18 protein-coding genes are annotated in these 24,654 nt (G+C 65.5%); 6 read left to right on the forward strand and 12 right to left on the reverse strand.

The genetic code is table 11. The features are described from left to right. Positions 1–852: 852 nt before the first annotated feature. A complete protein-coding gene (locus ACQR1L_RS31970; protein WP_434861893.1) occupies positions 853–1,647 on the forward strand; it encodes a hypothetical protein in 795 nt (264 codons plus the stop codon). 17 nt (positions 1,648–1,664) lie between these two features. On the opposite strand, the gene ACQR1L_RS31975 is transcribed toward ACQR1L_RS31970, so the two are convergent. Continuing rightward, positions 1,665–1,946 (reverse strand): hypothetical protein, encoded by a 282-nt coding sequence (locus ACQR1L_RS31975; protein ID WP_434861894.1) that lies wholly within the window; start codon positions 1,944–1,946, stop codon positions 1,665–1,667. Between the two features lie 1,377 nt (positions 1,947–3,323). On the opposite strand from ACQR1L_RS31975, the gene ACQR1L_RS31980 reads away from it, so the two are divergent. From ACQR1L_RS31980 to ACQR1L_RS31995, 4 genes are all read left to right on the forward strand, one after another. After that, positions 3,324–4,913, forward strand: a complete 1,590-nt coding sequence (locus tag ACQR1L_RS31980; protein WP_434861895.1) for a Do family serine endopeptidase — start codon at positions 3,324–3,326, stop codon at positions 4,911–4,913. A gap of 263 nt (positions 4,914–5,176) precedes the next feature. Further along, complete coding sequence (locus ACQR1L_RS31985; protein ID WP_434861969.1) at positions 5,177–5,857, forward strand: winged helix-turn-helix domain-containing protein; 681 nt, start codon at positions 5,177–5,179, stop codon at positions 5,855–5,857. Continuing rightward, positions 5,841–7,301, forward strand: coding sequence for an ATP-binding protein (locus ACQR1L_RS31990; RefSeq protein WP_434861896.1), 1,461 nt, complete (start codon positions 5,841–5,843; stop codon positions 7,299–7,301). Before ACQR1L_RS31985 ends, ACQR1L_RS31990 begins: the two co-directional genes overlap by 17 nt. Beyond that, positions 7,298–10,255, forward strand: a complete 2,958-nt coding sequence (locus ACQR1L_RS31995) for a bifunctional [glutamine synthetase] adenylyltransferase/[glutamine synthetase]-adenylyl-L-tyrosine phosphorylase (RefSeq protein ID WP_434861897.1) — start codon at positions 7,298–7,300, stop codon at positions 10,253–10,255. The genes ACQR1L_RS31990 and ACQR1L_RS31995 overlap by 4 nt, the downstream gene beginning before the upstream one ends. A 32-nt stretch (positions 10,256–10,287) precedes the next feature. Here ACQR1L_RS31995 and ACQR1L_RS32000 read toward each other — a convergent pair whose 3' ends face one another. Genes ACQR1L_RS32000 through ACQR1L_RS32020 form a run of 5 tightly spaced genes read right to left on the reverse strand, consistent with a single transcriptional unit; the run spans position 10,288 to position 16,303 of the window. After that, positions 10,288–10,530: a formate dehydrogenase subunit delta gene (locus ACQR1L_RS32000; protein WP_434861898.1), complete on the reverse strand. Its 243-nt coding sequence runs from the start codon at positions 10,528–10,530 to the stop codon at positions 10,288–10,290. Next, complete coding sequence (gene fdhD, locus ACQR1L_RS32005) at positions 10,520–11,356, reverse strand: formate dehydrogenase accessory sulfurtransferase FdhD (protein ID WP_434861970.1); 837 nt, start codon at positions 11,354–11,356, stop codon at positions 10,520–10,522. Before fdhD ends, ACQR1L_RS32000 begins: the two co-directional genes overlap by 11 nt. 13 nt (positions 11,357–11,369) lie before the next feature. After that, positions 11,370–14,249: a formate dehydrogenase subunit alpha gene (fdhF, locus tag ACQR1L_RS32010; protein ID WP_434861899.1), complete on the reverse strand. Its 2,880-nt coding sequence runs from the start codon at positions 14,247–14,249 to the stop codon at positions 11,370–11,372. Between the two features lie 24 nt (positions 14,250–14,273). Then, on the reverse strand, positions 14,274–15,830 hold the full coding sequence (locus tag ACQR1L_RS32015) for a formate dehydrogenase beta subunit (RefSeq protein WP_434861900.1): 1,557 nt from the start codon (positions 15,828–15,830) through the stop codon (positions 14,274–14,276). Then, positions 15,827–16,303 carry a formate dehydrogenase subunit gamma gene (locus tag ACQR1L_RS32020; RefSeq protein WP_434861901.1) on the reverse strand — a complete coding sequence of 159 codons (477 nt, stop codon included), beginning with the start codon at positions 16,301–16,303 and terminating at the stop codon, positions 15,827–15,829. Before ACQR1L_RS32020 ends, ACQR1L_RS32015 begins: the two co-directional genes overlap by 4 nt. A gap of 273 nt (positions 16,304–16,576) precedes the next feature. On the opposite strand from ACQR1L_RS32020, the gene ACQR1L_RS32025 reads away from it, so the two are divergent. Further along, complete coding sequence (locus ACQR1L_RS32025; RefSeq protein WP_434861902.1) at positions 16,577–17,470, forward strand: LysR family transcriptional regulator; 894 nt, start codon at positions 16,577–16,579, stop codon at positions 17,468–17,470. 181 nt (positions 17,471–17,651) lie between these two features. On the opposite strand, the gene ACQR1L_RS32030 is transcribed toward ACQR1L_RS32025, so the two are convergent. From ACQR1L_RS32030 to ACQR1L_RS32055, 6 genes are all read right to left on the reverse strand, one after another. Then, complete coding sequence (locus ACQR1L_RS32030; protein ID WP_434861903.1) at positions 17,652–17,975, reverse strand: antibiotic biosynthesis monooxygenase; 324 nt, start codon at positions 17,973–17,975, stop codon at positions 17,652–17,654. A gap of 132 nt (positions 17,976–18,107) precedes the next feature. Continuing rightward, positions 18,108–18,620, reverse strand: a complete 513-nt coding sequence (locus ACQR1L_RS32035) for an isoprenylcysteine carboxyl methyltransferase family protein (protein WP_434861904.1) — start codon at positions 18,618–18,620, stop codon at positions 18,108–18,110. A 133-nt stretch (positions 18,621–18,753) separates the two neighbouring features. Beyond that, the gene (locus tag ACQR1L_RS32040) at positions 18,754–21,078 is read right to left on the reverse strand and encodes an ATP-binding protein (RefSeq protein ID WP_434861905.1); all 2,325 of its coding nucleotides are present in this window, start codon (positions 21,076–21,078) and stop codon (positions 18,754–18,756) included. 208 nt (positions 21,079–21,286) lie between these two features. Then, positions 21,287–22,675 (reverse strand): cation diffusion facilitator family transporter, encoded by a 1,389-nt coding sequence (locus ACQR1L_RS32045; protein ID WP_434861906.1) that lies wholly within the window; start codon positions 22,673–22,675, stop codon positions 21,287–21,289. Positions 22,676–22,804: 129 nt separating this feature from the next. Further along, the gene (locus ACQR1L_RS32050) at positions 22,805–23,773 is read right to left on the reverse strand and encodes a quinone oxidoreductase family protein (RefSeq protein WP_434861907.1); all 969 of its coding nucleotides are present in this window, start codon (positions 23,771–23,773) and stop codon (positions 22,805–22,807) included. A gap of 132 nt (positions 23,774–23,905) precedes the next feature. Further along, positions 23,906–24,325: a CBS domain-containing protein gene (locus tag ACQR1L_RS32055; protein ID WP_434861908.1), complete on the reverse strand. Its 420-nt coding sequence runs from the start codon at positions 24,323–24,325 to the stop codon at positions 23,906–23,908. Positions 24,326–24,654: the final 329 nt, after the last annotated feature.

The raw sequence follows: 24,654 nt of genomic DNA on the forward strand, positions 1-24,654 counted from the left end.
GCGCGTGAAAGTCTGAATCTCTACAAATACTTGATTCTCAGCCGGTTATTTCGTCGATTTTTGACTCAGTAGTACTAGCTCGGGGCCTGACGGAGTTACTTATGGGCAGAACACGTAGGGAGGATTAGCGGAGCATCATACGCGATTCCACCCGACAAAACGCGGCGGCTTACGCTGGCGGCTAAGCCGCCCGACAGACCCTCGAGCAAGCGGCCCGTCCGCGTAGCCCAGATGAGCGCAGCGACATCTGGTGTCGCACAAGCTTTAGACATTGAACCCGGATATCGCTGCGCTCATCCGAGCTGCGACCGCTGGCGTCCGTTCTCACGACAAGCGAGACGACGTCTGGTTACTAGTTGTACGTTGCCTTTGCTCGCGCGCGTTGCGGTCGCTCACTTCCAGAGCGCGTGATACATGATGCCGCCAAGGATACTAACAGTGCTGGCTACGCCAAAGTATCCCGGCCGAGCCTTAATGACCGTTACTACGACTACGAGAGCGCCCAGGTAAGGCCCGAACGCTTGGCGACACGCGTGAGCGTGGGCGAGAATCTGGCTCAACTCGGATTCACCCAGCGGAGGCTTCTTCGGTTTAGGTACAGTTTCGCTGCTCATGCTTCACCGGGACGGGGCCGAACTTGCGGCTTCATTGCAAGGCGCTGAGTTCGCGAACTTCCTGGCGGCCAACTCTCAGCAGATGAGGCCTCGCGATTTGGTCATAATAGCGGCCACGCCCGCGTCATCCAAGAGGATATTACGCTATGAACAATTTTTACGCGATAAGTTTCTTGAAGGATAACATTGACGATAACTAGAGATTACTGTAGGACGTTTGCCGTCACAGGAGGGGCCAATGGCCAAAGCGCGCAGTCCTCAGTATCCCGCTATCGGCTTAAAGGAAGCAATTGAGAGGGCTACTGAGGTTTATAATAATGATTATCAGAACCCCATCCCGCGCTCAGTGGCAGCTGCTCATATGGGATACCAGAGTTTGAACGGAAAATCCCTGGGCGTTCTCTCTGCGGTGCTCAAGTATGGATTGCTTGAGGGGCGCGGTGACCAAACTAGAGTATCTGATTTGGCTGTATCGATCATCGCTCACCCGCCCGGAAGTGGCGAGCGCGTTGGGTCGCTTCGCGAGGCTGCTTCGAATCCCGAGCTTTTTGCAGAACTTGATGCGCGGTTTCAAGGCGGCAAAGCGAGCGACCAAGCACTTCGCTCCTATCTCTTAACTCAAAAATTCATTCCAACTGCCGCTGATGCCGCTATTCGTTCCTATCGCGAAACAAAGCAGCTCTTAGAAGCGGAGTCTTCGGGTTACGATATCGCCGATATAGCCAGTTCGCCGGTTTCTGCGCCGAGTGGTGAAGAGGTTTCCCGTAGTATCCTCGTCGCCCAACCGACTCTCCCAAACGTTCCGACAACGCCAATCGTTGCAGGTACGTCTGGAAGGCAAGCCGTGACGATAAGTTGGGTTGGAGAGAAGGGGGTAAGCGAATCCTCGATTGCGATAAAGGATGATCGTTTAGAACTCGCTGCACTACTGTACGATCAGGCCGGAGTACAAAAGGTGATTGACAGACTTTCTGCGATGAAAGCCCTACTTCCGGAGAAGACTCCGGATGCTAAAGAGGAGGCCGCCGATTGAGGCGGCCTCTAGTGATCTCAGTCTTGGGAGAGGAGCGCTCTGGTCTTGGTCGCTTCAATTTCTTCAACTTCGGTCATTTGAATAACAATCTGACCTAGCAGTTCGGCTGGCAACTCAATTTTACCCTCGAGGACTAAGCTACCAAGCTTACGTTTTGCAATTCCGAGCTCATACTCTGCACGGTTGCGGAGCTTTTGCTCCAATCTTGTCAGCTCTCGCGCTTCTCTTAGCCACTGCCGTAGTTCATTTTTTGTTGGTTGGATCATTGGCGCGCCGGATCGGCCCCATGGGTTAGACATTTACCTTCTCCTGTATGTCAGAACCCCCAGCCGTTCCAAAATGGGAACTTTTTCCTATGGCGAAAGGGCTGCAATCCAATTTTTCAAGTTTTCGTTGCAGGAGAGAGCTTGGGGTCTAAGCTCACGTGATAGCCGCTATAATCACGGACGTCGGTTTTGATAAGCATACAAAGAATTCCGAAAAACAAAAATCCTCTTGCCCTCTACCCCAAATCACCCGTATCCTCCACCCGTTCCGTACCGCTGAGGGAGCGTATCGCGATCGTCACGGACGCGGGTTGCGGAATGCGATGGATGCGGGCGGCCGCAAGCGGGGTTTGGGCCTCGCCGACGAACGGCTGACTGCGGACAGGAAATCGTGTCGTCCTGGCCTCCCGGTGCCGAGGTCAAGCTGGTGGTGATGATCCGCCGGCGACGGGGTCAATGAGCCGGTCCCCGGGGAGAACTCGTATAAATGTTAAAACCATCGCGCAGGGAAGGCCGGGTGCGTTCGGCCAGACCTGTGGTGACTGCCGCCTGCTTTTTTGTTTGCAGGCGGGCCACGGGCGCGGCCAGCGCCCGGCCTTCCCTGTGCCCTCTGCTTAAGAGGGTGCGAGTTGATGGGCATAACTCGGGCGCGGGATGCGTCGCGAGAATGTGGAGGCTCGGGTTGGTGTCGGGTCGCTCCGGCCGCTGTTAGTTCTCTCCAAGGGCTGTTTGACAATGTGGATCGGGATGTTGCCTCGCGTGTCGTCGCCAGCAAAGCGCGCTACGCTCGCAATATCGCAGCTTGTTGGAGGCGTGGCATTCGACAAACACAGTGTCGTCCCGGCGAACGCCGGGACCCATACCCCCAGGGAGCGGTTTGAGGCAGGCTGGCCATTGGCTTTTTCGCCCCACAAGACGGCTGCGGCGTATGGGTCCCGGATCGGCGCCGTGCCGCGCTTTGCGCGTCACGGCTTGTCCGGGACGACGGCGGTGGGGGCGGCGGCTTGCGCCACCGGGGCAGGGCGGTGAAGCCGCATGTCGCTTCCGCCTTCGCCCTTCAAGTCGCTCATGCGGGTACGGGGGCGGTCGCTGTGGGGCCGGTGAAGGGCGGCGGGTTACGCCTGCGGCTCACCCGCGTACGGGAGTTCATACTTCTGGATGGCGGGCCACAAAGATGGTCAGCCTTGGGGCAAAGGAGGCTCCAGCAACCCATTGCCCGTACACGCCTTTTCCCACTCACTCCACCACCTGCGCCATTCTGCCGCAGTCTTCGTGTCCATCCATTACAGAAGTTTAACGCCGCAGCCAGCACGCCGTAAGGCGGCAAGTCCCATGTTCACTGGCGAACGGGGCGAACAGCCCGGGACACACGTTTAGACCTTGACCAAAATCACTTGCGGAGAAAACCGTATGACCGACCGTCCGATCGACCTGTCCTCTCTTCCGTCCTATCGCAAGTCCCGGCCCGGGCTGTTCTCGGCGCGCAAGTTTGCGCTGATGGCCTCCGTGGTCGCGGGCCTCGGCATCGCCGGATATGGCCTGTCGCCGCAGGGCGCGCCGCTCGATCTGTTCTCGACCGCGGCGCATGCGCAGGTCGCCAACGAGGTCAGCAAGGTCGCGCGTCCCGTCGGCTTTGCCGACATCGTGGAGCGGGTCAAGCCGTCGGTGATTTCGGTCAAGGTCAACATCGCCGAGAAGGTGGCCAAGAACGACAATGACGACGACACGCCGTTCCAGCCGGGCTCGCCGATGGAGCGCTTCTTCCGCCGCTTCGGCGGTGAGAACGGCATTCCCGGCATGCCGGGCCGCGGCGGCCGTGGTGGCGGTCGCGCGGTGACGGGGCAGGGCTCCGGCTTCTTTATTTCCGCCGACGGCTATGCCGTGACCAACAACCACGTGGTCGACGGCGCCGACAAGGTCGAGGTGACGACCGACGACGGCAAGACCTACAGCGCCAAGGTGATCGGCACCGATCCGCGCACCGACCTCGCGCTGATCAAGGTCGAGGGCGCCTCGAACCTGCCGTTCGCCAAACTCGCCGACGGCAAGCCGCGCATCGGCGACTGGGTGCTGGCGGTCGGCAATCCCTTCGGCCTCGGCGGCACCGTGACCGCGGGCATCGTCTCGGCGGTCGGCCGCGACATCGGCAATGGCCCGTATGACGACTTCATCCAGATCGACGCGCCCGTGAACAAGGGCAATTCGGGCGGCCCGGCGTTCGATGTCGACGGCAACGTCGTCGGTGTGAACACCGCGATCTATTCGCCGTCCGGCGGCAGCGTCGGCATCGCGTTCTCGATCCCCGCCTCGACGGTGAAGAGTGTGGTCGCGCAGCTGAAGGACAACGGCTCGGTCAGCCGCGGCTGGATCGGCGTGCAGATCCAGCCGGTGACGCAGGACATCGCCGACAGCCTCGGCATGAAGAAGGCGGAAGGCGCGCTGGTCGCCGAGCCGCAGGCCAACGGCCCGGCGGCGAAGGCGGGCATTCTGTCCGGCGACGTCATCACCGCGGTGAATGGCGAGCCGGTGAAGGACGCGCGTGAGCTCGCCCGCACCATCGGCGGCATTTCGCCGGGCTCGGCCGTGAAGCTGAACGTGCTGTCGAAGGGCCAGGAGAAGACCGTCAATCTGACGCTCGGCAAGCTGCCGAACACCGTCGAGGCCAAGGCCGACACCGGTGGCGACAGCGACAGCGGCAACTCCACCCGCGGCGCCGACGTGCCGAAGCTCGGCATGACCGTCGCTCCGGCGTCGAGCGTGGCCGGCGCCGGCAAGGACGGCGTCATCGTCACCCAGGTCGACCCGAAGAGCGCCGCGGCCGATCGCGGCTTCAAGGAAGGCGACGTGATCCTCGAAGTCGCCGGCAAGTCGGTGACCTCGGCCGGTGACGTGCGGGAAGCGATCAACGCCGCCCGCAACGACAACAAGAACAGCGTGCTGATGCGGGTGAAGAGCGGCGGCCAGTCGCGCTTCGTCGCGGTGCCGCTGGCCAAGGGCTAAAGGCTCTTACGAGATGGGAGACCGCCGGCATGTTGCCCCCGCGCCGGCGGCTCTTCCTGGGGGCGGGCTTCAAGTTCCGCTCCCATCAACCTTCCGTCAGGACAACGCCCCCCTCCGTCGGAAGGAACTCGGGCGGTGAGGTCCCCCAGCCTCACCGCCCACTTTCCTGTCGATCACCCCTGCGCCGATGCCGCCTTGCACGGAAACGGCAGCCGGGCCATGTAGATGGACATCGAACCGTGAGTGTCGCCCCCGTTTCCGCAATGCGCCTGCTGATCATCGAAGACGACCGCGAGTCCGCCGACTATCTGGTCAAGGCGTTCCGCGAAGTCGGCCACGTCGCCGATCTCGCCGGCGACGGCGAGGAGGGCCTCGCCATGGCCGAGAGCGGCGATTACGACGTGCTGGTGGTCGACCGCATGCTGCCCAAGCGCGACGGCCTGTCGATGATCGGCGCGTTGCGCGACAAGGGCAACCGGACACCGGTGCTGATCCTGTCCGCGCTCGGCCAGGTCGACGACCGCATCAAGGGCCTGCGCGCCGGCGGCGACGATTACCTCCCGAAACCTTACGCTTTTGCCGAACTGCTCGCCCGCGTCGAGGTGCTGTCGCGCCGCCATGGCGGGCCGGCCGAGGAGACGACCTACAAGGTCGGCGACCTCGAGCTCGACCGGCTGTCGCACCGGGTGGCCCGCGGCAAGGACGAGCTGACCCTGCAGCCGCGCGAGTTCCGGCTGCTCGAATATCTGATGAAGCATGCCGGGCAGGTGGTGACGCGCACCATGCTCCTGGAGAACGTCTGGGACTATCACTTCGATCCGCAGACCAACGTGATCGACGTCCATATCTCGCGGCTGCGCTCCAAGATCGACAAGGGTTTTGACCGTCCCTTGCTCCATACCATCCGCGGCGCGGGGTACATGATCCGTGACGGCCTTCGGTAAGCTGATCCGCACCACGGCGTTCCGGCTGACGCTGGTCTATCTGCTGCTGTTTGCGCTGTTTGCCGCCTCGCTGCTCGGCTATTTCGCCTGGAACACCCGCCGCCTCATCACCGAGCAGATCTCCACCACGGTCACCTCTGAGATCAGCGAGATGACCGACATCTTCTCCCGCTGGGGCCTCCGCGGCATCGTCGGCGCGATCGAGAGCCGCGCGTTGCGGCCCGGCGCCAATCTCTATCTGATCACGACGCCGACCGGGCAGGCCATCGCCGGCAATGTCGGCTCGCTCGCGCCCGGCGTGATGGGCTCGTCCGGATGGTCGGAGACGTTCTATCGCCGGCTCGACGACACCAGCGAGCAGAACCATCGCGCGCTGGTCTATGTCACCCAGCTCTCCAGTGGCTTTCGCTTGCTGATCGGCCGCGACCTCGAAGAGCGCCGCCGCCTGTTCGGCATCGTCGCCAAGGCGGCGCAATGGTCGGTGCTGGTGGTGGTCGTGCTCGGCATCGGCGGCGGCATCTTCGTGTCGCGACGCGTGCTGGTCCGGATCGATGCGATGACCGGCACCACGCGGCGGATCATGGATGGCGATCTCTCCGGCCGGTTGCCGGTCGGGCGCAGCGGCGACGAGCTCGATCGTCTGGCGGAAAATCTCAACGCGATGCTGGAGCGCATCGAGGCGCTGATGACCGGCCTCAAGGAGGTCTCGGACAACATCGCCCATGATCTGAAGACGCCGCTGACGCGGTTGCGCAACCGCGCCGAGGAGGCGCTGGCGATGTCGCGCTCCGAGGACGAATATCGCGCGGCGCTGGAACGCACGATCGAGGAATCCGATGGCCTGATCCGGACCTTCAATGCGCTCTTGATGATCGCGCGGGCGGAGTCCGGACAGGCGCGCGGCGACATGGTCGAGTTCGATGCGGCCGAGGTCGCCGGCGGCATCCACGAGCTGTACGAGCCGCTCGCCGAGGACAATGAGATGACCCTGCGGGTCAAGGCGGCGGCCGCGCCGGTGCATGGCAATCGCGAGCTGATCAGTCAGGCGCTCGCCAATCTCGTCGAGAACGCGATCAAATACGGCAAGCCCGCGGCGCTGCCGCTCGATTCCGCGGCGGCCGCGGCCAGCCGCGAGATCCTGATCGAGGCGCGGCGCGAGGGCGGCCAGGTGCTGCTCAGCGTCACCGATCATGGCGAGGGGATTCCTGAGGCCGAGCGCAAGCACGCGGTCGAGCGGTTCGTGCGGCTGGAAGCATCGCGCACCCTGCCGGGTTCCGGCCTCGGCCTGAGCCTCGCCTCGGCGGTGGCGACGTTGCACGGCGGCGAACTCCGGCTCGGCGACGCGAAACCCGGATTGATCGCGACGCTGGTGCTGCCGGCCGGCGCGGGCCTGCCCGCGAAGCTTGCGGCGCCGACACAGGATGTGCCACAGAAGGCCGCATGACCTCATCCGCGCCGGGAAACGCGGACGGGCAGAATCTGGCCGGGCGTTTCGTTGCCGGCCCGCATGTCCGTGCGCCCGACAAAGCCGAACAATTCTTGCAAGACTGGCTCGCCGAGCTCGAGCCCGCCCAGGCCGCCAGCCTCGCGGCCCTGCTGGGAGACGGCTGGGCCAGGACGATCCTGCTCGGCATCGCCGAATGCTCGCCCTATCTGTTCGATCTGATCCGCGCCGACGCCTCTCGCCTCGACCGCCTCCTGCGTTGCGAGCCGCAGGCGCATCTCGACGACCTGATCGCCCGCACCTCGCACGAGGTCTTCGCCGCCACCAGCGAAGCCGACGTGATGAGGTTGCTGCGCCAGCTCAAGGCCGAAGCGGCGCTGTTGATCGCGCTGTGTGACATCGGCGGCGTCTGGCCCGTCATGCAGGTGACGGCGGGACTGACCGATATCGCGGTATCCTCGGTGCAGATGGCGCTGCGCTATTTGTTGCGGCAGGAGGCCGCGCGCGGCCGTCTCTCGCCGCCCGATGCCGAGCAGCCGGAGCAGGGCTCGGGCCTGTTCGTGCTCGCGATGGGCAAGATGGGTGCGGGCGAACTGAACTATTCGAGCGACATCGATCTGATCGTGTTCTTCGATCCCGAGAGCCATTCGCTCGCGCGGGACATCGAGCCGCAGCCGTTCTTCGTCCGCGTCACCCAGGCCATGGCGCGGCTGCTGCAGAGCCGCACGGCCGACGGCTACGTGTTCCGCGTCGACCTCCGGCTGCGGCCGGACCCGGCCTCGACACAGGTGGCGATGTCGACCGAGGCCGCGCTGCATTACTACGAGCGGGAGGGACGCACCTGGGAGCGCGCCGCGATGATCAAGGCGCGGGTCTGCGCCGGTGATGTCGCCGCAGGCGAAGCGCTGCTGGCCGAGCTGTCGCCCTTCGTCTGGCGCAAGCATCTCGACTTCCAGGCGCTGACCGACGTTCACGACATGAAGCGGCAGATGCAGGTCTATCGCGGCCACAGCGAGATCGCGGTCGAAGGCCACAACGTCAAGGTCGGGCGGGGCGGCATCCGCGAAATCGAGTTCTTCGCCCAGACCCAGCAGCTCATCGCCGGCGGCCGCCATCCCGAATTGCGCGTGCGTCCGACCCTGCAGGCGCTCGACGTGCTCACCGCGAGCAAGTGGATCACCGAGCAGGCGCGCGATGAGCTCACCATCGCCTACGAGTTTCTGCGCCGCGTCGAACACCGGCTGCAGATGATGGCCGACGAGCAGATCCACAGCCTTCCCGACGACGTCGAAGGCGTGGCTCGCTTCGCCTGCTTCTTCGGCTACGACAGCCGCGAAAGCTTCGCGACGGACCTGCTGTTCCACCTGAATATCGTGCAAGGCCATTATGCGCGCCTGTTCGAGGGCGATCCGACCGGCACCGTCAGCCTGCCCGCGGTGAACTACGCGGCCGGTCCCGACGATGCGCGGCTGATGGAGCATCTTGCCGGGCTTGGCTTCCGCGATCCGGTGATGGTGGCCAAGACCCTGCAGCAATGGCTCGCGGGCGAGTATCGCGTGTTCCGTGCGGAGGCGACGCGCTCCGCCTTCAGCGATTTCCTGCCGGCGCTGATCGATGGTCTCGCGCATGCCGACGAACCGGATCGCGCCGTCGTCGCGTTCGACCGCTTCCTGCAGGCGCTGCAGCTCGGTGGCCGGCTGATCACCTTGCTCGGCCAGAACCGCGATCTCGTCGCGCTGGTCGCGCTCGTGCTCGGCACCGCACCGCGGCTCGGCGACATGCTGGCGCGGCAGCCGCGGCTGATGGACGGCTTGATCGACCCGCGCTTCTTCGGTGCGATCCCCGACAAGCGCGAGCTGTCGGAGCGGTTGGCAACGACGCTGCATGATGCAGGGACCTATGAGGAGTTTCTTGATCGTCTCCGGCTGTTCGGCCAGGAGAGCCTGTTCCTGATCGGCACGCGCATTCTCTCCGGCACCGTCTCCGCGCAGCAGGCCGGCACGGCGTTCGCCGACGTCGCCGAGGGCATCGTGCACACGGTGCACGGCCTGGTCACCGACCGTTTTGCTGCCCAGCACGGCCGCATCGCGGGGCAGGAGACGGCGATCGTCGCGATGGGCCGGCTGGGCGCGCGCGAGATGACGGCGTCCTCCGATCTCGACCTGATCTTGCTGTACGACTTCGATGCCGATGAGCCGGACTCGGACGGCGAGCGTTCTCTGCAGGGCGCGCACTATTTTGCCCGCTTCACGCAGCGGCTGATCTCGGCATTCACGTCGCGCACCAACTACGGCGTGCTCTACGACATCGACATGCGGCTGCGGCCGTCGGGCCGAGCCGGCCCGCTCGCCTCGCACATCGACTCCTTTGCGCATTATCAGGAGCAGGAGGCGTGGACCTGGGAGCACATGGCGCTGACGCGCGCGCGGGTGATCTCGGCGTCGCCCGCGTTCCGAGCGCGCATCGAGGCCATCATTCAGACCGCGCTGCGGCGCGCGCGCGACGCCGCGGCGATCGCGCGCGACGTCGCCGACATGCGCCGCGCGATTGCGGCGGAGAAGGGCGAGGCGGATCTGTGGGATCTCAAGCACGCCGCCGGCGGCATGGTCGACATCGACTTCGTCGCGCAATATCTGCAACTCGTGCACGCCGCGACCCGACCGGAGATCCTCGACGTCAGCTCGCTCGCGGTGCTCGACAATGCCGAGCGTCTCGGCGTGCTGCCGCGCGCGGAGGCCGTGATCCTGCGCCAGGCGGCGCGGCTCTATCACGACCTGACGCAGATCCTGCGCCTGTGCGTCAGCGACAAGTTCAAGCCCGACCAGGCCGGCGACGATCTGTTGCGGGTGCTGGCGCGAGCCGGGGATGCGCCGGATTTCTCGGCGCTTGAGGCGCGGGTGCGCGAGACGCAGAGCGAGGTGCGCCGCGTATTCACGACGCTACTGGAGGAATGATCTGCTCAAGCAGCGCGATGAGGAGTGACGAGTTACGCCTTTTCCTTCGCGACCGCGTCTTGCTTGAGCTTGCCGATCGCGTCCTTCACGGCCGGATCGAGGCCTTCGCCGCCGGCGTCGTGGTGGGCGTAGATGGTCTTGAGCATGCGCGGGTCCCAGAACTTCTTGATGTGTTCGGCGACGCCGGCGACCTCTTTCTCGCGGCCCTGGCTCTGGAAGAACTTGCCGATCTGGTTCGCCATGTAGACGAGGCGGTCTTGGGTGCTATGCGACATGGGGCTTGTCCGTCTGAGGTGATTGCGCGCGCGGCTCGGCGCCCGCGACGATGCGGTCGGGGTGGGTGAAGATTTCGAAGCCGTCGTTGCGGGCCACCGCAATCAGCGTGATGCCCGCAGCCTCGGCCATGCGAATGGCAAGCGCGGTCGGAGCGGAGACCGCGACCAGCACCGGGGCGCCCATCGCGGCGGCTTTCTGCACCAGCTCGACGGAAACGCGGCTGGTCATGATCACCACGCCTTCGCTCGCGGCGCTCCCCACCTGCGCGAGATGGCCGGCGAGCTTGTCGAGCGCATTATGGCGGCCGACATCCTCGCGCAAGCCGACGATGCCGCGGGCCGGCGTCCAGAACGCCGCGGCGTGCACCGCGCGTGTCTCATGATTGAGCTTCTGCAGCGGTTCGATCGCGGCCAGGGCGGCCATGATGTCGCGCGGTGTGAAGCGGCGGCCGTGGGGTACATGCGCCGCCGGCCGCACAGCTTCGGCAAGGGAATCGATGCCGCACAGGCCGCAGCCAGTGGGCCCGGCGATGTTGCGGCGGCGCTCGGCGAGGCGTTCGGCGAGCGCATCGGGCAGCCACATCCGCAGCTCGATGCCGTCGTCTAGTTCGACGACGTCGAGCGAGACGATCTCGTCGCCGCTCGTGATCAGTCCTTCGTTGAGGCTGAAGCCGATGGCGAAGTCGCGCAGGTCCTGCGGCGTCGCCATCATGACGGCCTGGGTGCCGCCATTGTAGGTCAGCGCGACCGCGGTCTCCTCCGGCACGCGGCGGTGGCCCTCGGTGAGGGCTCCGTCGCGCCAGACCAGACGATCCGCGATGCGCACTGCATCTGGCATGCTACTCCGCCGCCTCCACGATCGGGGCGATGCGGCGCGAGTTGCGGGCCTGCTCGTCATAGGCCTTCTGCCAGTCCGACGGTCCGTTGGACTGCGAAACCTGCACCGCGGTGACCTTGTACTCGGGGCAGTTGGTCGCCCAGTCCGAGTAGTCCGTGGTGATGACGTTGGCCTGCGTGAGCGGGTGATGGAACGTGGTGTAAACCACGCCCGGCGCCACGCGCTCGGAGATCAGAGCATGCAGCGTCGTCTCGCCGGCGCGGCTGGTCAACCGCACCCAGTCGCCGTCACGAATGCCGCGCTGCTCGGCGTCGTGCGGATGGATCTCCAGCACGTCCTCGCCATGCCACACCACATTGTCGGTGCGCCGGGTCTGGGCGCCGACATTGTACTGCGACAGGATGCGTCCCGTGGTGAGCAGGAGCGGGAAGCGTGGGCCGGTGCGCTCGTCGGTCGCGACGTACTCGGTGACCACGAACTTGCCCTTGCCGCGGACGAAGCCGTCGACATGCATGATCGGCGAGCCCTCGGGGAACTTCTCGTTGCAGGGCCACTGCACCGAGCCCATCTCCTCGAGCTTCTGGTAGGAGACGCCGGTGAAGGTCGGCGTCAGCGCCGCGATCTCGTCCATGATCTCGGACGGGTGATTGTACTTCATCTCGAAGCCCATCGCCTTGGCGAGGCCGATCGTGACCTCCCAGTCGGCCAAGCCGTTGCGCGGGCTCATCACCTTGCGGACGCGCTGGATGCGGCGCTCGGCGTTGGTGAAGGTGCCGTCCTTCTCCAGGAAGGTCGAGCCGGGCAGGAAGACGTGGGCGTAGTTGGCGGTCTCGTTCAGGAAGAGGTCCTGCACGATGACGCATTCCATCGACGACAGCGCCTGCACGACATGCGTGGTGTTGGGATCGGACTGCAGGATGTCCTCGCCCTGCACGTAAAGGCCCTTGAAGGTGCCGTCGATCGCGGAGTCGAACATGTTGGGGATGCGCAGGCCCGGCTCAGGGTTGAGCTTGACGTTCCACATCGCCTCGAACTGGTCGCGCACCGCGTCGCCCGAGATGTGCCGGTAGCCCGGCAGCTCGTGCGGGAACGAACCCATGTCGCAGGAGCCCTGCACGTTGTTCTGGCCGCGCAGCGGGTTCACGCCGACGCCGCGACGGCCGATATTGCCGGTCGCCATCGCGAGGTTGGCGATCGCGATCACCGTGGTCGAGCCCTGGCTGTGCTCGGTGACACCAAGGCCGTAATAGATCGCGCCGTTGCCGCCCTTGGCGTAGAGCCGGGCCGCGCCGCGGATCGCTTCCGGATCGACGCCGGAAATGCCGGCGATCGCTTCGGGACTGTTCTTCTCCAGGGCCACGAACTCGGCCCAGTCCTGGAACTCGCTCCAGTCGCAGCGCTCGCGCACGAAGGTCTCGTTGACCAGGCCCTCGGTGACGATGACATGCGCCAGCGCGGTCAGAATCGCGACGTTGGTGCCCGGCAGCAGCGGCAGGTGATAGTCCGCCTTGATGTGCGCCGACTTCACCAGATCGATCTTGCGCGGATCGACGACGATCAGCTTGGCGCCCTGGCGCAGCCGCTTCTTCATGCGCGAGCCGAACACCGGATGCGCGTCGGTCGGATTGGCGCCGATCACCATGATCACGTCGCTGTCCTCGACCGAGTCGAAGTCCTGCGTGCCGGCCGAGGTGCCGAAGGTGGTGGCGAGGCCGTAGCCGGTCGGCGAGTGGCAGACGCGGGCGCAGGTGTCGACATTGTTGTTGCCGAAGCCGGCCCGGATCAGCTTCTGCACCAGATAGGTTTCTTCGTTGGTGCAGCGGGACGAGGTGATGCCGCCGATGGAGTCGCGGCCATGCTTGGCCTGAATGCCGCGGAGCCTCTCGGCGGCGAAGGTGAAGGCCTCGTCATAGGAGACCTCGCGCCAGGGCTGGTCGATGGTCTCGCGGATCATCGGCTTGAGAATGCGCTCCTTGTGGGTCGCATAGCCATAGGCGAAGCGGCCCTTGACGCAGGAATGGCCGCGATTGGCCTTGCCGTCCTTGTAGGGCACCATGCGCACGACTTCCTCGCCGCGCATCTCCGCCTTGAAGGCGCAGCCGACGCCGCAATAGGCGCAGGTGGTGACCGCCGAATGCTCGGGCTGGCCGATCTCGATCACGCTCTTCTCGGTCAGGGTCGCGGTCGGGCAGGCCTGCACGCAGGCGCCGCAGGACACACACTCCGAGCCGAGGAAGCTCTCGCTCATGCCCGGCGATACCCGGCTGTCGAAGCCGCGGCCGGAGATGGTCAGGGCGAACGTGCCTTGCACCTCCTCGCAGGCGCGGACGCAGCGCGAGCAGACGATACACTTCGAGGGATCGTAGGTGAAATAGGGGTTGGACTCGTCCTTCGGCAGCCAGGCCGGATTGGCCTCGCCACAGGCGTCGGCGAACACGTGGTTCTCACCCTGGTTGCCGTAGCGCACGTCGCGCAGGCCGACTGCGCCGGCCATGTCCTGCAGCTCGCAATCGCCATTGGCGGCGCAGGTCAGACAGTCGAGCGGATGGTCGGAGATGTAGAGCTCCATCACGCCCTTGCGCAGCTTCTTCAGCCGCTCGGTCTGGGTGTGGACGACGAGGCCCGCGGCGACCGGCGTGGTGCACGAGGCCGGCGTGCCGGCGCGGCCTTCCACCTCGACGAGGCAGAGGCGGCAGGAGCCGAACGCGTCGACCATGTCGGTCGCGCACAGCTTCGGGATCTGCGTGCCGGCCTCCATGGCCGCGCGCATGATCGAGGTGCCCTCGGGAACGGTGATGCTCTGGCCGTCGATGGTGAGCGTGACCATCTTCTCGGACTTGGAGAGCGGGGTGCCGTAATCGGTTTCGTGGATGAGCGACATGGCCGTGTCCTTGTTCCCGAATGTCTATTCCGCAGCCTGCAGGCGCGGTTGCTGAGGACCGAAATCCTCGCGGAAGTGTTTGAGCGCCGAGAGCACAGGGTAGGGCGTGAAGCCGCCGAGAGCACAGAGCGATCCAAGCTTCATAGTGCCGCAGAGGTCCTCGACCAGAGCGATGTTTTCCGCGACGCGCTCGCCGCGGCGGATCTTGTCGATGGTCTCGGCGCCGCGCGTCGAGCCGATGCGGCAGGGCGTGCACTTGCCGCAGGATTCGATGGCGCAGAACTCCATCGCGAAGCGCGCCTGCTTCGACATGTCGACGCTGTCGTCGAACACGACGATGCCGCCATGGCCGATCAGGCCCTCCTTGGCGGCGAACGCCTCGTAGTCGAACGGGGTGTCGAACAGCGCGCGGGGGAAGTAGGCGCCGAGCGGGCCACCGACCTGCACCGCGCGCACCGGGCGGCCGGTGAAGGTGCCGCCGGCGATGTCGTCGACGAGCTCACCAAGCGTGATGCCGAACGCGGTCTCGAACAGGCCGCCGAACTTGACGTTCCCCGCGATCTGGATCGGCATCGTGCCGCGCGAGCGTCCCATGCCGAAATCGGCATAGGCCTTGGCGCCTTCATCGAGGATGAAGGGGATGGCGGCGAACGACAGCAGATTGTTGACCACCGTCGGCTTGCCGAACAGGCCGTGATGCGCGGGCAGCGGCGGCTTGGCACGGACGATGCCGCGCTTGCCTTCGAGGCTCTCCATCAGCGCGGTCTCTTCGCCGCAGACATAGGCGCCGGCGCCGGTGCGGACTTCGAGATCGAATGTGTAGTTCGAGCCCGAGATCTTGTCGCCGAGCAGGCCGGCCTTTTTGGCGATGTCGATCGCCTTGGTCATGGTCGCGATCGCGTGCGGATATTCCGAGCGCGTGTAGATGTAGCCCTTGGTGGCGCCCACCGCGATGCCGCAGATGGTCATGCCTTCGATCAGCACGAAGGGATCGCCTTCCATCAGCATGCGATCGGCGAAGGTGCCGCTGTCGCCTTCGTCGGCGTTGCAGATGACGTATTTGCGATCGGCCGCGGTCTGCGACACCGTCTTCCACTTGATGCCGGTCGGGAAGCCCGCGCCGCCGCGGCCGCGCAGGCCCGACGTCGTGACCTCGGCAATGACGGCATCCGGCGACAAGGTCAGCGCGCGCGTGAGACCCTTGTAGCCGCCATGGGCGCGGTAGTCCTCGAGCGACAAGGGATCGACGATGCCGCAGCGGGCGAAGGTCAGGCGGGTCTGCCGCTTCAGCCACGGGATCTCCTCGGTCAGGCCGAGCGAGAGCTTGTGCGACTTGTCGTCGATGATGGCGTCGAGCAGCGACGGCACGTCGTCGGCGGTGACGGGGCCGAAGCCGAAGCGGCCCTGCGCCGTCTCCAGCTCGACCAGCGGCTCCAGCCAGTACAACCCACGCGAGCCGTTGCGTACGATTTCAATATCGACCTTGCGCTCGAGCGCCGCCTTGTGCAGCGCGTGGGCGACCTCATCGGCGCCGACGGCGAGGGCGCCGGCATCACACGGGACAAAAAGACGCACGCTCATCGCTGGGCCTCCGAGACGAGAGCATCGATCCGGGCCTCATCGAGCCGGCCGACCAGCCGGCCGTCGATCATCGCCGAGGGCGCGGTCGCGCACAGGCCGAGGCAGTAGATCGGCTCGAGCGTGACGCGCTCATCCGATGTGGTGTTGCCCATGGCGATCCCAAGCTTGGCCTCGGCGCGCGCGGCGAGCGCATCGCCGCCGGCGGCCTGGCAGGCCTCGGCGCGGCACAGCTTCAGCACGTGACGGCCGGCCTTCTTGGCACGGAAATCATGGTAGAACGTGAACACGCCGTAAACCTCGGCGCGTGACAGGTTCAGGGCGGATGCGATCATCGGAATGGCATCCTCGGGGACATAGCCGAACGTCTCCTGCAACGCATGGAGGATGGGCAGGGTTGCTCCCTCCATCTGGCTATGTTCGGCGATGATTTCGGCGCCGCGCGCCGCGTCCCAACTTTCGTACATCGTCGTCATCTTGGGCGTCATCCTGATCCCGATTCTGCGTTGCAAGCGTTTCGCATATCAGAATTGGAATTCCTCCAGATATCAATAAAGCTGTCCCGTGCTGCGATTGCGAAACGCTATCGTAACATAGCTAGAAGTTGACGAAAAACCGGCGTTCGCGTGACCCGACTGCGGCGTGTTTTACCGTGTCCGGGACCCCTTCGCCGTGATAGGATTTCGCCCTGTCCGGAGGCGCTCAAAACGTGCGGAACCGGGCCATTCAACCGCTGGAAGGCCGCTCTCTTGATCGACAAGCTTGAACTGCTGCTGGCGCTGGCCAAGGAGCGTCATTTCGGCCGCGCGGCCGAGGCCTGTGGCGTCACCCAGCCGACGATGTCGACCAGCATCAAGCAGCTTGAGGAGATCCTCGGCGTCATGCTCGTGCAGCGCGGCTCCCGGTTCCAGGGGTTTACGCCCGAAGGCGAGCGCACGCTGGACTGGGCGCGCCGCATCGTCGGCGACTTCCGCGCGATGCGCCAGGAGATCAACGGCCTCAAGGACAAGCTCTCTGGCGAGATCCGCATCGCGGCGGTGCCGACGGTGCTCGGCATGGTGGCGTCGCTGACGACCCCGTTTCGCGCCAAGCATCCGGAGGTGAGGTTCCGCATCATGTCGTGCACGTCGGCCGACGTGCTCGGCCTGCTGGAGAACCTCGAAGTTGATGCCGGCCTGACCTACATCGAGAACGAGCCGATTGGCCGCGTCCGCACCATCCCGCTCTACAACGAGAGCTACCGCCTGCTGACCGCGCCCGATGCGATGTTCGGCGATCGCGAACAGGTGACGTGGCAGGAGGTCGGGCAGGTGCCGCTGTGCCTGCTGACGCCGGACATGCAGAATCGCCGCATCATCGACCGCGCGCTGAAGGCCGCCGGCAACGAGGTGACGCCGACCCTGACCTCGAATTCGCTGCTGGTGCTGTACACCCATGTGAAGACGGGGCGTTGGGCCAGCGTGATGCCGGCCAAGCTCGCCGAGACGCTCGGCCTCGCCGACAAGGTGCGCTCGATCCCGATCGTCGATCCCGTGATCAACTACCAGATCGGCCTCGTCATCCCCCAACGCGACCCGATGACCCCGCTGATCGCCTCGCTGGTCCAGATCGCCCGCGAGGTCGCGCCGAGCCTGCAGGCGTAGGCGCGCGGCGGCGTTCTCCGAGTAGGGTAGGCAAAGGCGCGCCCGAGCGGCCAGCCGTATCCTCGAACTCTCGCCCGCGCCGTGCCCACCATCCGCGTCCGCCGCTCTGCCGAACGACGGTGGGCACGCGCCGCCTGCGGCGTCGCTATCCCCAGCCTAGGTTTCGCGTGTTGCTGCTGGCTCAGCCCGCTGCCATCGATGGCACCCGGACGTGGTAATGCACGGACTGCGCGTCATAGCGACTGAGCAGCGCCTGCGCCGCTGCCGGCACGACGGCCTGCTCATGCGCGGCTCCTGCGAAGCGCTTGACGGCGTTGTCGTCGCCGAACGTCATGATGGTCATGAACTCGACCTCCGCCTCCAGCGGCCGCCGCAGCAGCTCGATGGTGATGAACCCGGGGATGGCCCGATCCTCGATCCCCGGAAAGATCGTGGACCGCAGCAACTCCTCATAGGCATCGGCATTCGCCGGCGTGGTCCAGCCGTGCCAGATACGCTTGAGCATGATTGATCCCTTCAGGTGCGCCAGTGGCCCCTGGAATCGCACAGCCTGCGATTTTGGACTTGCTCAAAATTGCGATTCTGAGTTTTGAATCTTAAAGCGACGCGTCGCAGAGCAAGGCACGCCAGGCTGCGATCAATACGCCGCGAATGTCTCGTGCATGATCTTCTCCTCCTGCCGGATGCGCAGCGTCAGCGGCACGGCATAGATGATCAGTCCGATCACCAGCGTCACATAGGCGTGCAGGGTCAGCGCGTAGCCGATCAGTTCGGGCAGGATGTTGAGGAAGTAATTCGGATGGCGGACGATCCGGAACAGCGGGTGCGTCACCAGGGCATGGTCGCGGGCGATCATCAGCTTGACCGTCCAGAGCCGTCCCAGCAATTGCGACACCACCAGCAGCATCACCGCGCCGAACAGGTAGATGACGAAGCCGGTGATGCTGATGGCGTCGAACGGAGCATCGCGGACGAGGCCTTCGGCCGTCGCGGCGAGATAGAAGGCGACATGGGCAATCGCGAGCCAGCGCGACACCGAGGCGCCGTATTCGGTCGCGCCGTCGGCGCGCAGCCGCTTCTCGTTGCGGATGGAGACCGCGAGCATGGCGAAGCGGTAGACGAAGGCGACGACGATGAAGGCGATGATCACACCCGGCACTCCCGTTTTCGGAGCGCTTGCCTTAGTTGGCGATCAACGGGTGCGTCAATACCTTCAGCGTGAGTGTCTCCATTCGCAGGCCTGCGACGACGCTTATCGGCACAAATGTCCGACGTAGCCGCCCTCACGCCGCGACCGAAATGCTCACCGTGGCCTTGTAAGCGTCGCGGGGCAGGGTGACGCGGACGACGGTGCCGTGTTCGAGGCGGGAGCGCAGACGCATCGAGCCGCCGTGGAGCTGGGCCAGCGAGCGGGCGATGGCGAGGCCAAGGCCGGAGCCGTGATAGGTCTTGGTCATCTGGCTCTCGACCTGCTCGAACGGACGGCCGAGCCGCGCCAGCGACTGGGCGGGGATGCCGATGCCGGTGTCGGCGATGATCAGCACCACCTTGTCCTCGAACACCCGGCTGCGCATCGTGACGCGGCCGCCCTCGGGGGTGAACTTCACCGCGTTGGACAGCAGATTGACCATGATCTGCTTGGTGGCGCGGCGGTCGGCGATGACAGGGATGCTGCCCTCGATGTCGGCGTCGAGCACCAGGCTCTTGTCCTGGGCCCGGCCGGAGACGACGCGGAGCGACTCCGCGAGCGTCTTGGCGAGGTCGAGCGGCTCCATGTCGAGCTTCATGCGGCCGGCCTCGATCTTCGACATGTCGAGGATGTCGTTGATCACCTCCAGCAGGTACTGACCGGAGGTCAGGATGTCGTGGCAGTATTCCTGGTACTTTTCCGAGCCGAGCGAGCCGAACATGCCCGAGCCCATGATCTCGGAGAAGCCGATGATGGCGTTGAGCGGCGTGCGCAGCTCGTGGCTCATATTGGCGAGGAACTTCGACTTGGTCTGGTTGGCTTCCTCGGCGCGGGTCTTCTCCTGCGAGTATTTCTCGGCGAGGTCGGCGAGCTCGATCGCCTGGCGCTCCAGCGCCGTCTGCGAGCGCTGCAGGTCGATGACGGTGGCGCGCAGGCGCAGGTCGTTGTCGACGAGCTTCTGCTCGTGCTCCTTGATGCGGGTGATGTCGGTGCCGACCGAGACATAGCCGCCGTCCTTCGTTCGGCGCTCCGAGATGTGCAGCCAGCTGCCGTCGTCGAGCTGCGCCTCGAAGGTGCGGCCGCCCGGCGACTGCGGGCTGTGGTCGTGCAGCCGGGTGCGGATCTCCGGCATCTTGCCGACCTCGATGACGGTCTCGTAGGAGGTGCCGGGGATGACGGCGGAATCCGGCAGCTTGTGTAGCTTCTGGAAGTGCGAGTTGCACAGCACCAGGCGATTGTTCGAATCCCACAGCACGAAGGCTTCCGAGATCGTCTCGATCGCGTCGCGCAGCCGCAGGTCGGCCTCGACGGTCTTCTCGACCAGGCTCTTCTGCTCGGTGACGTCGACCGCGATACCGATCAGGTGCAGGCCGGAGTCCGTGGTGCCCTGGCTCAGTTCGCAGCGGACGCGGAGCCAGATCCAGTGGCCTTCGGTGTGGCGCATGCGGAAGCTCTGGTCGATCTGGTGGATGTCGCCGGCGACGAGTTGGTCGGCGATCGCGAACAGGTCGATGTCATCCGAGTTCACCAGCGCGTTGACCTCGCCGAAGGTGAGCAGGTCGGTGCGGTTCTCGAGGCCGAGCATCGCGAACATCGAGTTCGACCAGAAGATCCGGCCGCGCGACAGGTCCCAGTCCCACAGCCCGCAGCGGCCGCGGTTCAGCGCGGTGTCGATGCGGCCGCGCACGGCGTCGTTGATCAGGTCGCCCTCGCGGGCGCGGGTCGACTGCCAGTGGAAGGCGAAGCCGAGGATCAGCACCACGAAGCCGGTGGTCGCCGACAAGGTCACCGACAGCGCGGCGTCGGATCCCCAGATCGGGTCGAGCTTCTCCTGGATGATGACGACGCGGCCGGGCAGGGCCTTGATGAGCTGCGACACAGCGAAGGCCGGGCGGCCGTTCGGCAGGGTGATCTCGGTGACCGCGCCCTGCAGGCCCGGCGTCGCCAGCAGCTGCGCGGTCGAGATCAGGTCGAGGATGCGGTCATTCTCGCCGAGCGCGGCGTCGACGGGCACGCGGGCCAGGATGCGGTGGTCGGCGCCGGTGACGATGACGTGGCGGCCGGCGGCGGCCCCCCAGCTCGGGATCAGGTCCGGCAGCAGGCTCTGCAGATGCTCGATATTGGCAATGCGGTCGGCGCGCATCGCCAGGTAGCCGATGCGATCGGCGAGCAGGTCGGAGATCGCCGCGAGGTCGCGCTTGGTGGCGGCCCGCTTCTGCCGGCTCTGGTCGAGCACCTGGACGAAGGCGCCGAGGCAGATGGTGACGAGAAAGGCGATGATCAAAGTGGGGACAGCACGACGCAATACCGGCTCAGCAGTCAGCAGCCTTTGATAGGCCGGTTTCGCGATCGATTGCGCCAACCCCTTGATGGAATCAGAAGATTGGACGCACGCGTTCGCGGCATGCGCACGCGCCATGCTGTAGACCCCCGAAACTTCTTGGATTACCCGAATTTCGAAAGAGCCCCAGCCGCTTCCGAATCAAGTCAATTTGAATCCAGATTTGTGGGGCTGTCGAGAGTCAACGAATTGGCAAAAGCTAATAATTCTTATCCAATGCGATTTTGCCATGGCAAAAAACCGGCAGGATGAGTCCGAAGCGAGAACGGAGCGTGACGTCCGGGCTTCAGCCGTGCGGCGGCTCGGCGTGACTGATGACGCGCTTCACCGTCGGGAAGGCGCGCCGTACCCCGCGCTCGATGTGGTCGACATTGTCGTGCACCTTGAGCACGCTCATCGACGGCGCCGCGCGGCAGTGGAAGTTGACGATCTCGCCGGCCTCGGTGTTGCGGACGCGGACATTGTGCACGTCGTACATGTCGGTCTCGGCGGCGAAGCGCTGCAGGGCCTCGGCGATCACGGCGACGCGCTCGTGTGGCGCGTCGATGCCGAACGGCAGCTCGGGCTCGAGCGGCTCGATGTGGGTGTCGACTTCGACATCGGCGCCGAACTCGTCGCGAATCGAGCGTTCGAGCTCGTGAGCGATCGCGTGCGCGGCGAAAAGGCTCATGTCGCCGTCGACTTCCAGATCGATCGCGACGATCAGGCGGCCGCCGATGTCGTGCACGGTGACGTGGTGGATGGCGAGGCCGGAATTGCGCGCGATCACCATGATGCGCTCGCGCACGCTCTCATTGCTCAGGGCCACCGGCACCGTTGTGAAGGTGACGTCGGCGTCTGACAGCGCCTTGCCGACGGCGGCCTGGGCCTGTCGCTTGATCTCGTCGACGCGGTCGATCGGGTAGGTGCGCGGCACCTGCACGGTGGCATCGACGAAATGCGTGGCGCCGACGAGCCGCACGCGCAGACGTTCGACATCGACGACGCCGGCGACCGAGCGGATCGCGGCATCGGCCTTTTCCGCCGCGCCGTCGGGGGCGCGGTCGAGCAGTGTTTCTACGGTAGAGCGCGCGAGCCGCAGGCCGAGCACCGAGATCATCAAGGCGACCGCGACGGCGGCCGCGGAATCGCCCCACCAGAAGCCGAGCGCGGTGAGCACGAGGCCGCCGATGACGGCGACCGAGCCGAGCACGTCGGAGGCGAAATGCAGTGCGTCCGCGGCGAGCGCCTGGCTGTGGGTTTCGTGCGCGGCCCGGTGCAGCGCGCGGGCGCGCCAGAAGTTGACGGCGATGTCGACCAGCAGCACGACGAAGGGAATGGCCGAGAGCGATGGCGGCGGCGCCGCCTCGCGCAGCCGGCTGACGGACTCGACCAGCACGCCGCCGGCCAGCACATAGAGCAGGGCGATGACGCCGAGCGCCGACAGGCTCTCCAGCTTGCCATGGCCGTAATGGTGCTCGTCGTCGGCCGGACGGTCCGATACCCGAACGACCATCCAGGTGATGATCGTGGCCACGACGTCGACGGCGCTGTGCAGCGCTTCGGAGACCAGCGCGAGACTGCCGATCAGCACGCCGACGATGAACTTCGCCGCCGCCATGCTCGCGCTCGCCGCGATCGAGATCGCGGCGACACGGGCTTTTCCGGAATCGACATGGGAAGCGGCGTCGGTCATGGCCGCGGATGTAGCAGCCGAGGCTCCGCGGTGAAAGCCGGGATCGCGCGGGCCATGTGCATGGCATGCTGGCTTGCTGTCTTGGCCCGCGCGCGGTTTCGATTGCTTCTAAATCTCAGGAGATTGCGTTCACAAGGTCACCACGATCTTGCCGAGATGCTTGTTCGCTTCCATGTGCGCGAACGCCGCGCCGATGTCGTCGAAGGCGAAGACGCGGTCGATCGGAAGCTGCAGGGTTCGCTGCTCGACGGCGCTCCAGATGTCCTGCTTCACCTCGTTGAAGATCGCGCGGATCTCCTCGATCGAACGGGTGCGGAAGGTGACACCGACATAGGTGATACGGCGCGCGGCGTGCAGGTCGAAGTTGAAGTCCGCGTGGGTGCCGCCGAGCCGGCCGACATTGACGATGCGGCCGAGCACCTTGGTCGCGGCGAGGTTCTGGTTGGCGACCGGACCCGACACCTGGTCGATGATCAGGTCGACGCCCTGGCCGTCGGTCGCCTGCAGCACCTGGTCGACCCAGGCCGGATCGCTCGAATCGATGGCGAGGTCGGCGCCGAACTCCTTGAGCCGGCCGCGACGCATGGCGTCGGTGGAGGAGCCGATCACGAGCTTGGCGCCCTTCAGCTTGGCGATCTGCATCGCCATCAGGCCGACACCGGAGCTTGCGCCTTGCACGAGCACGGTCTGCCCTGGCTGCAGCGCGCCGTTGGTGACGACGGCGTTGTGCATGGTGGTCAGCGCGATCGACAGCGTCGCGGCCTCGTCGAAATTCATGTTCGACGGGGCGTGGAACAGCCGGCCGTGATCGGCGAGGGTGTATTCGGCGAAGGCGGCGGCGCCCGAGCCCATCACGCGCTCGCCGACCTTGAGGCCCTTGGCGTCCGGTCCGAGCTCGGCGACCTCGCCAGCCCATTCCATGCCGAGCACGGTGCCGACACCGCCGGCGGCGCCATGCACATGGCCCTTGGTCATGCCGAGATCGGCGCGGTTGAGGCCGCAGGCGCGCACGCGGACCAGCACCTGCGTGCCCTTCGGCACGGGCTTGGCGACATCGGTGATCGCGGCGCCCTGGGCGCCATAGACATAGGCTTTCATCGCGAGGAATCCTGTCGGGCTGCGAGCGGCGTGGTCACTGTGCCGCTCTTCTCGGCGCACCGCCTAACAGGCGGCGAGCCGATCCGACAAGACTCTGGTCGCGACGATACGGTTCCGCCAGCGACGCGCGCGTCAGGCGGCGACGGAGGCTTCCGCCTCGTCGAACGCCGAGGAGATGTCGCGCATGCTGATGACGCCGGCGAGCGCGAAGTCGACGATGACGGGCAGATGGCGGATGTGGTGCACGTTCATGAGGTGGCGGACATGCTCGAGCGTGTCCTCGGTGCTGCAGGAGATCAGCCGCTGCGGCGAGATCAGCTGCGAGACCTTCATGCTGACGCCGGCGGCGCCGTGCTCGGCAATGGCGCGAACGACGTCGCGTTCGGTGAACATGCCCGCGGCGGTATTGCCCTCCGTGCGGACGACGTCCTTGACGACGAGGGCGCTGACATTGCTCGAGCGCATCAGCTGCGCCGCGACGCCGACGGTCTCGTTCATCCGCACCGTGATCACGCGCGCCGTCTTGTTGCGCAGGATGTCTCCGACTTTCATGGCACCCTCCCGTTGGTTGTTAATGAACGATCCAAGTCTGGTATACGTTATGCCAGAAGTCAATCGGGAGATGGCGATTTCGTGTGCGGCGTCGTGTTTTTTGCTCCACCGCAAATGAGCAGGTGATGTCTCCCGGCAACGACGGTGCGCTCCCTCCCCCCTTGTGGGGGAGGGTTGGGGAGGGGGGGGTAGCCCAGGGGTCGGTGGGTGTGGCACCCCCCTCCCTAACCCTCCCCCACAAGGGGGGGACGGAACATAGCTTTTGCGTTGAAGCAGCGCGCCTCATTGCAAGAGCCGCAAGCCTCGCTCATCGGCGCAAGTGACCCCCC

The sequence above is a fragment of the Bradyrhizobium sp. HKCCYLR20261 genome (assembly GCF_051168435.1).
Taxonomy (GTDB): Bacteria; Pseudomonadota; Alphaproteobacteria; order Rhizobiales; family Xanthobacteraceae; genus Bradyrhizobium.

What these genes read in the sequence shown, in the direction of transcription:
- ACQR1L_RS31970 (WP_434861893.1), top strand. Translation starts at nt 853, where the DNA reads ATGGCCAAAGCGCGCAGTCCTCAGTATCCCGCTATCGGCTTAAAGGAA.
- ACQR1L_RS31975 (WP_434861894.1), bottom strand. Translation starts at nt 1,946, where the DNA reads ATGTCTAACCCATGGGGCCGATCCGGCGCGCCAATGATCCAACCAACA.
- ACQR1L_RS31980 (WP_434861895.1), top strand. Translation starts at nt 3,324, where the DNA reads ATGACCGACCGTCCGATCGACCTGTCCTCTCTTCCGTCCTATCGCAAG.
- ACQR1L_RS31985 (WP_434861969.1), top strand. Translation starts at nt 5,177, where the DNA reads ATGCGCCTGCTGATCATCGAAGACGACCGCGAGTCCGCCGACTATCTG.
- ACQR1L_RS31995 (WP_434861897.1), top strand. Translation starts at nt 7,298, where the DNA reads ATGACCTCATCCGCGCCGGGAAACGCGGACGGGCAGAATCTGGCCGGG.
- ACQR1L_RS32000 (WP_434861898.1), bottom strand. Translation starts at nt 10,530, where the DNA reads ATGTCGCATAGCACCCAAGACCGCCTCGTCTACATGGCGAACCAGATC.
- fdhF (WP_434861899.1), bottom strand. Translation starts at nt 14,249, where the DNA reads ATGTCGCTCATCCACGAAACCGATTACGGCACCCCGCTCTCCAAGTCC.
- ACQR1L_RS32015 (WP_434861900.1), bottom strand. Translation starts at nt 15,830, where the DNA reads ATGAGCGTGCGTCTTTTTGTCCCGTGTGATGCCGGCGCCCTCGCCGTC.
- ACQR1L_RS32020 (WP_434861901.1), bottom strand. Translation starts at nt 16,303, where the DNA reads ATGACGACGATGTACGAAAGTTGGGACGCGGCGCGCGGCGCCGAAATC.
- ACQR1L_RS32030 (WP_434861903.1), bottom strand. Translation starts at nt 17,975, where the DNA reads ATGCTCAAGCGTATCTGGCACGGCTGGACCACGCCGGCGAATGCCGAT.
- ACQR1L_RS32040 (WP_434861905.1), bottom strand. Translation starts at nt 21,078, where the DNA reads ATGGCGCGTGCGCATGCCGCGAACGCGTGCGTCCAATCTTCTGATTCC.
- ACQR1L_RS32045 (WP_434861906.1), bottom strand. Translation starts at nt 22,675, where the DNA reads ATGACCGACGCCGCTTCCCATGTCGATTCCGGAAAAGCCCGTGTCGCC.
- ACQR1L_RS32050 (WP_434861907.1), bottom strand. Translation starts at nt 23,773, where the DNA reads ATGAAAGCCTATGTCTATGGCGCCCAGGGCGCCGCGATCACCGATGTC.
- ACQR1L_RS32055 (WP_434861908.1), bottom strand. Translation starts at nt 24,325, where the DNA reads ATGAAAGTCGGAGACATCCTGCGCAACAAGACGGCGCGCGTGATCACG.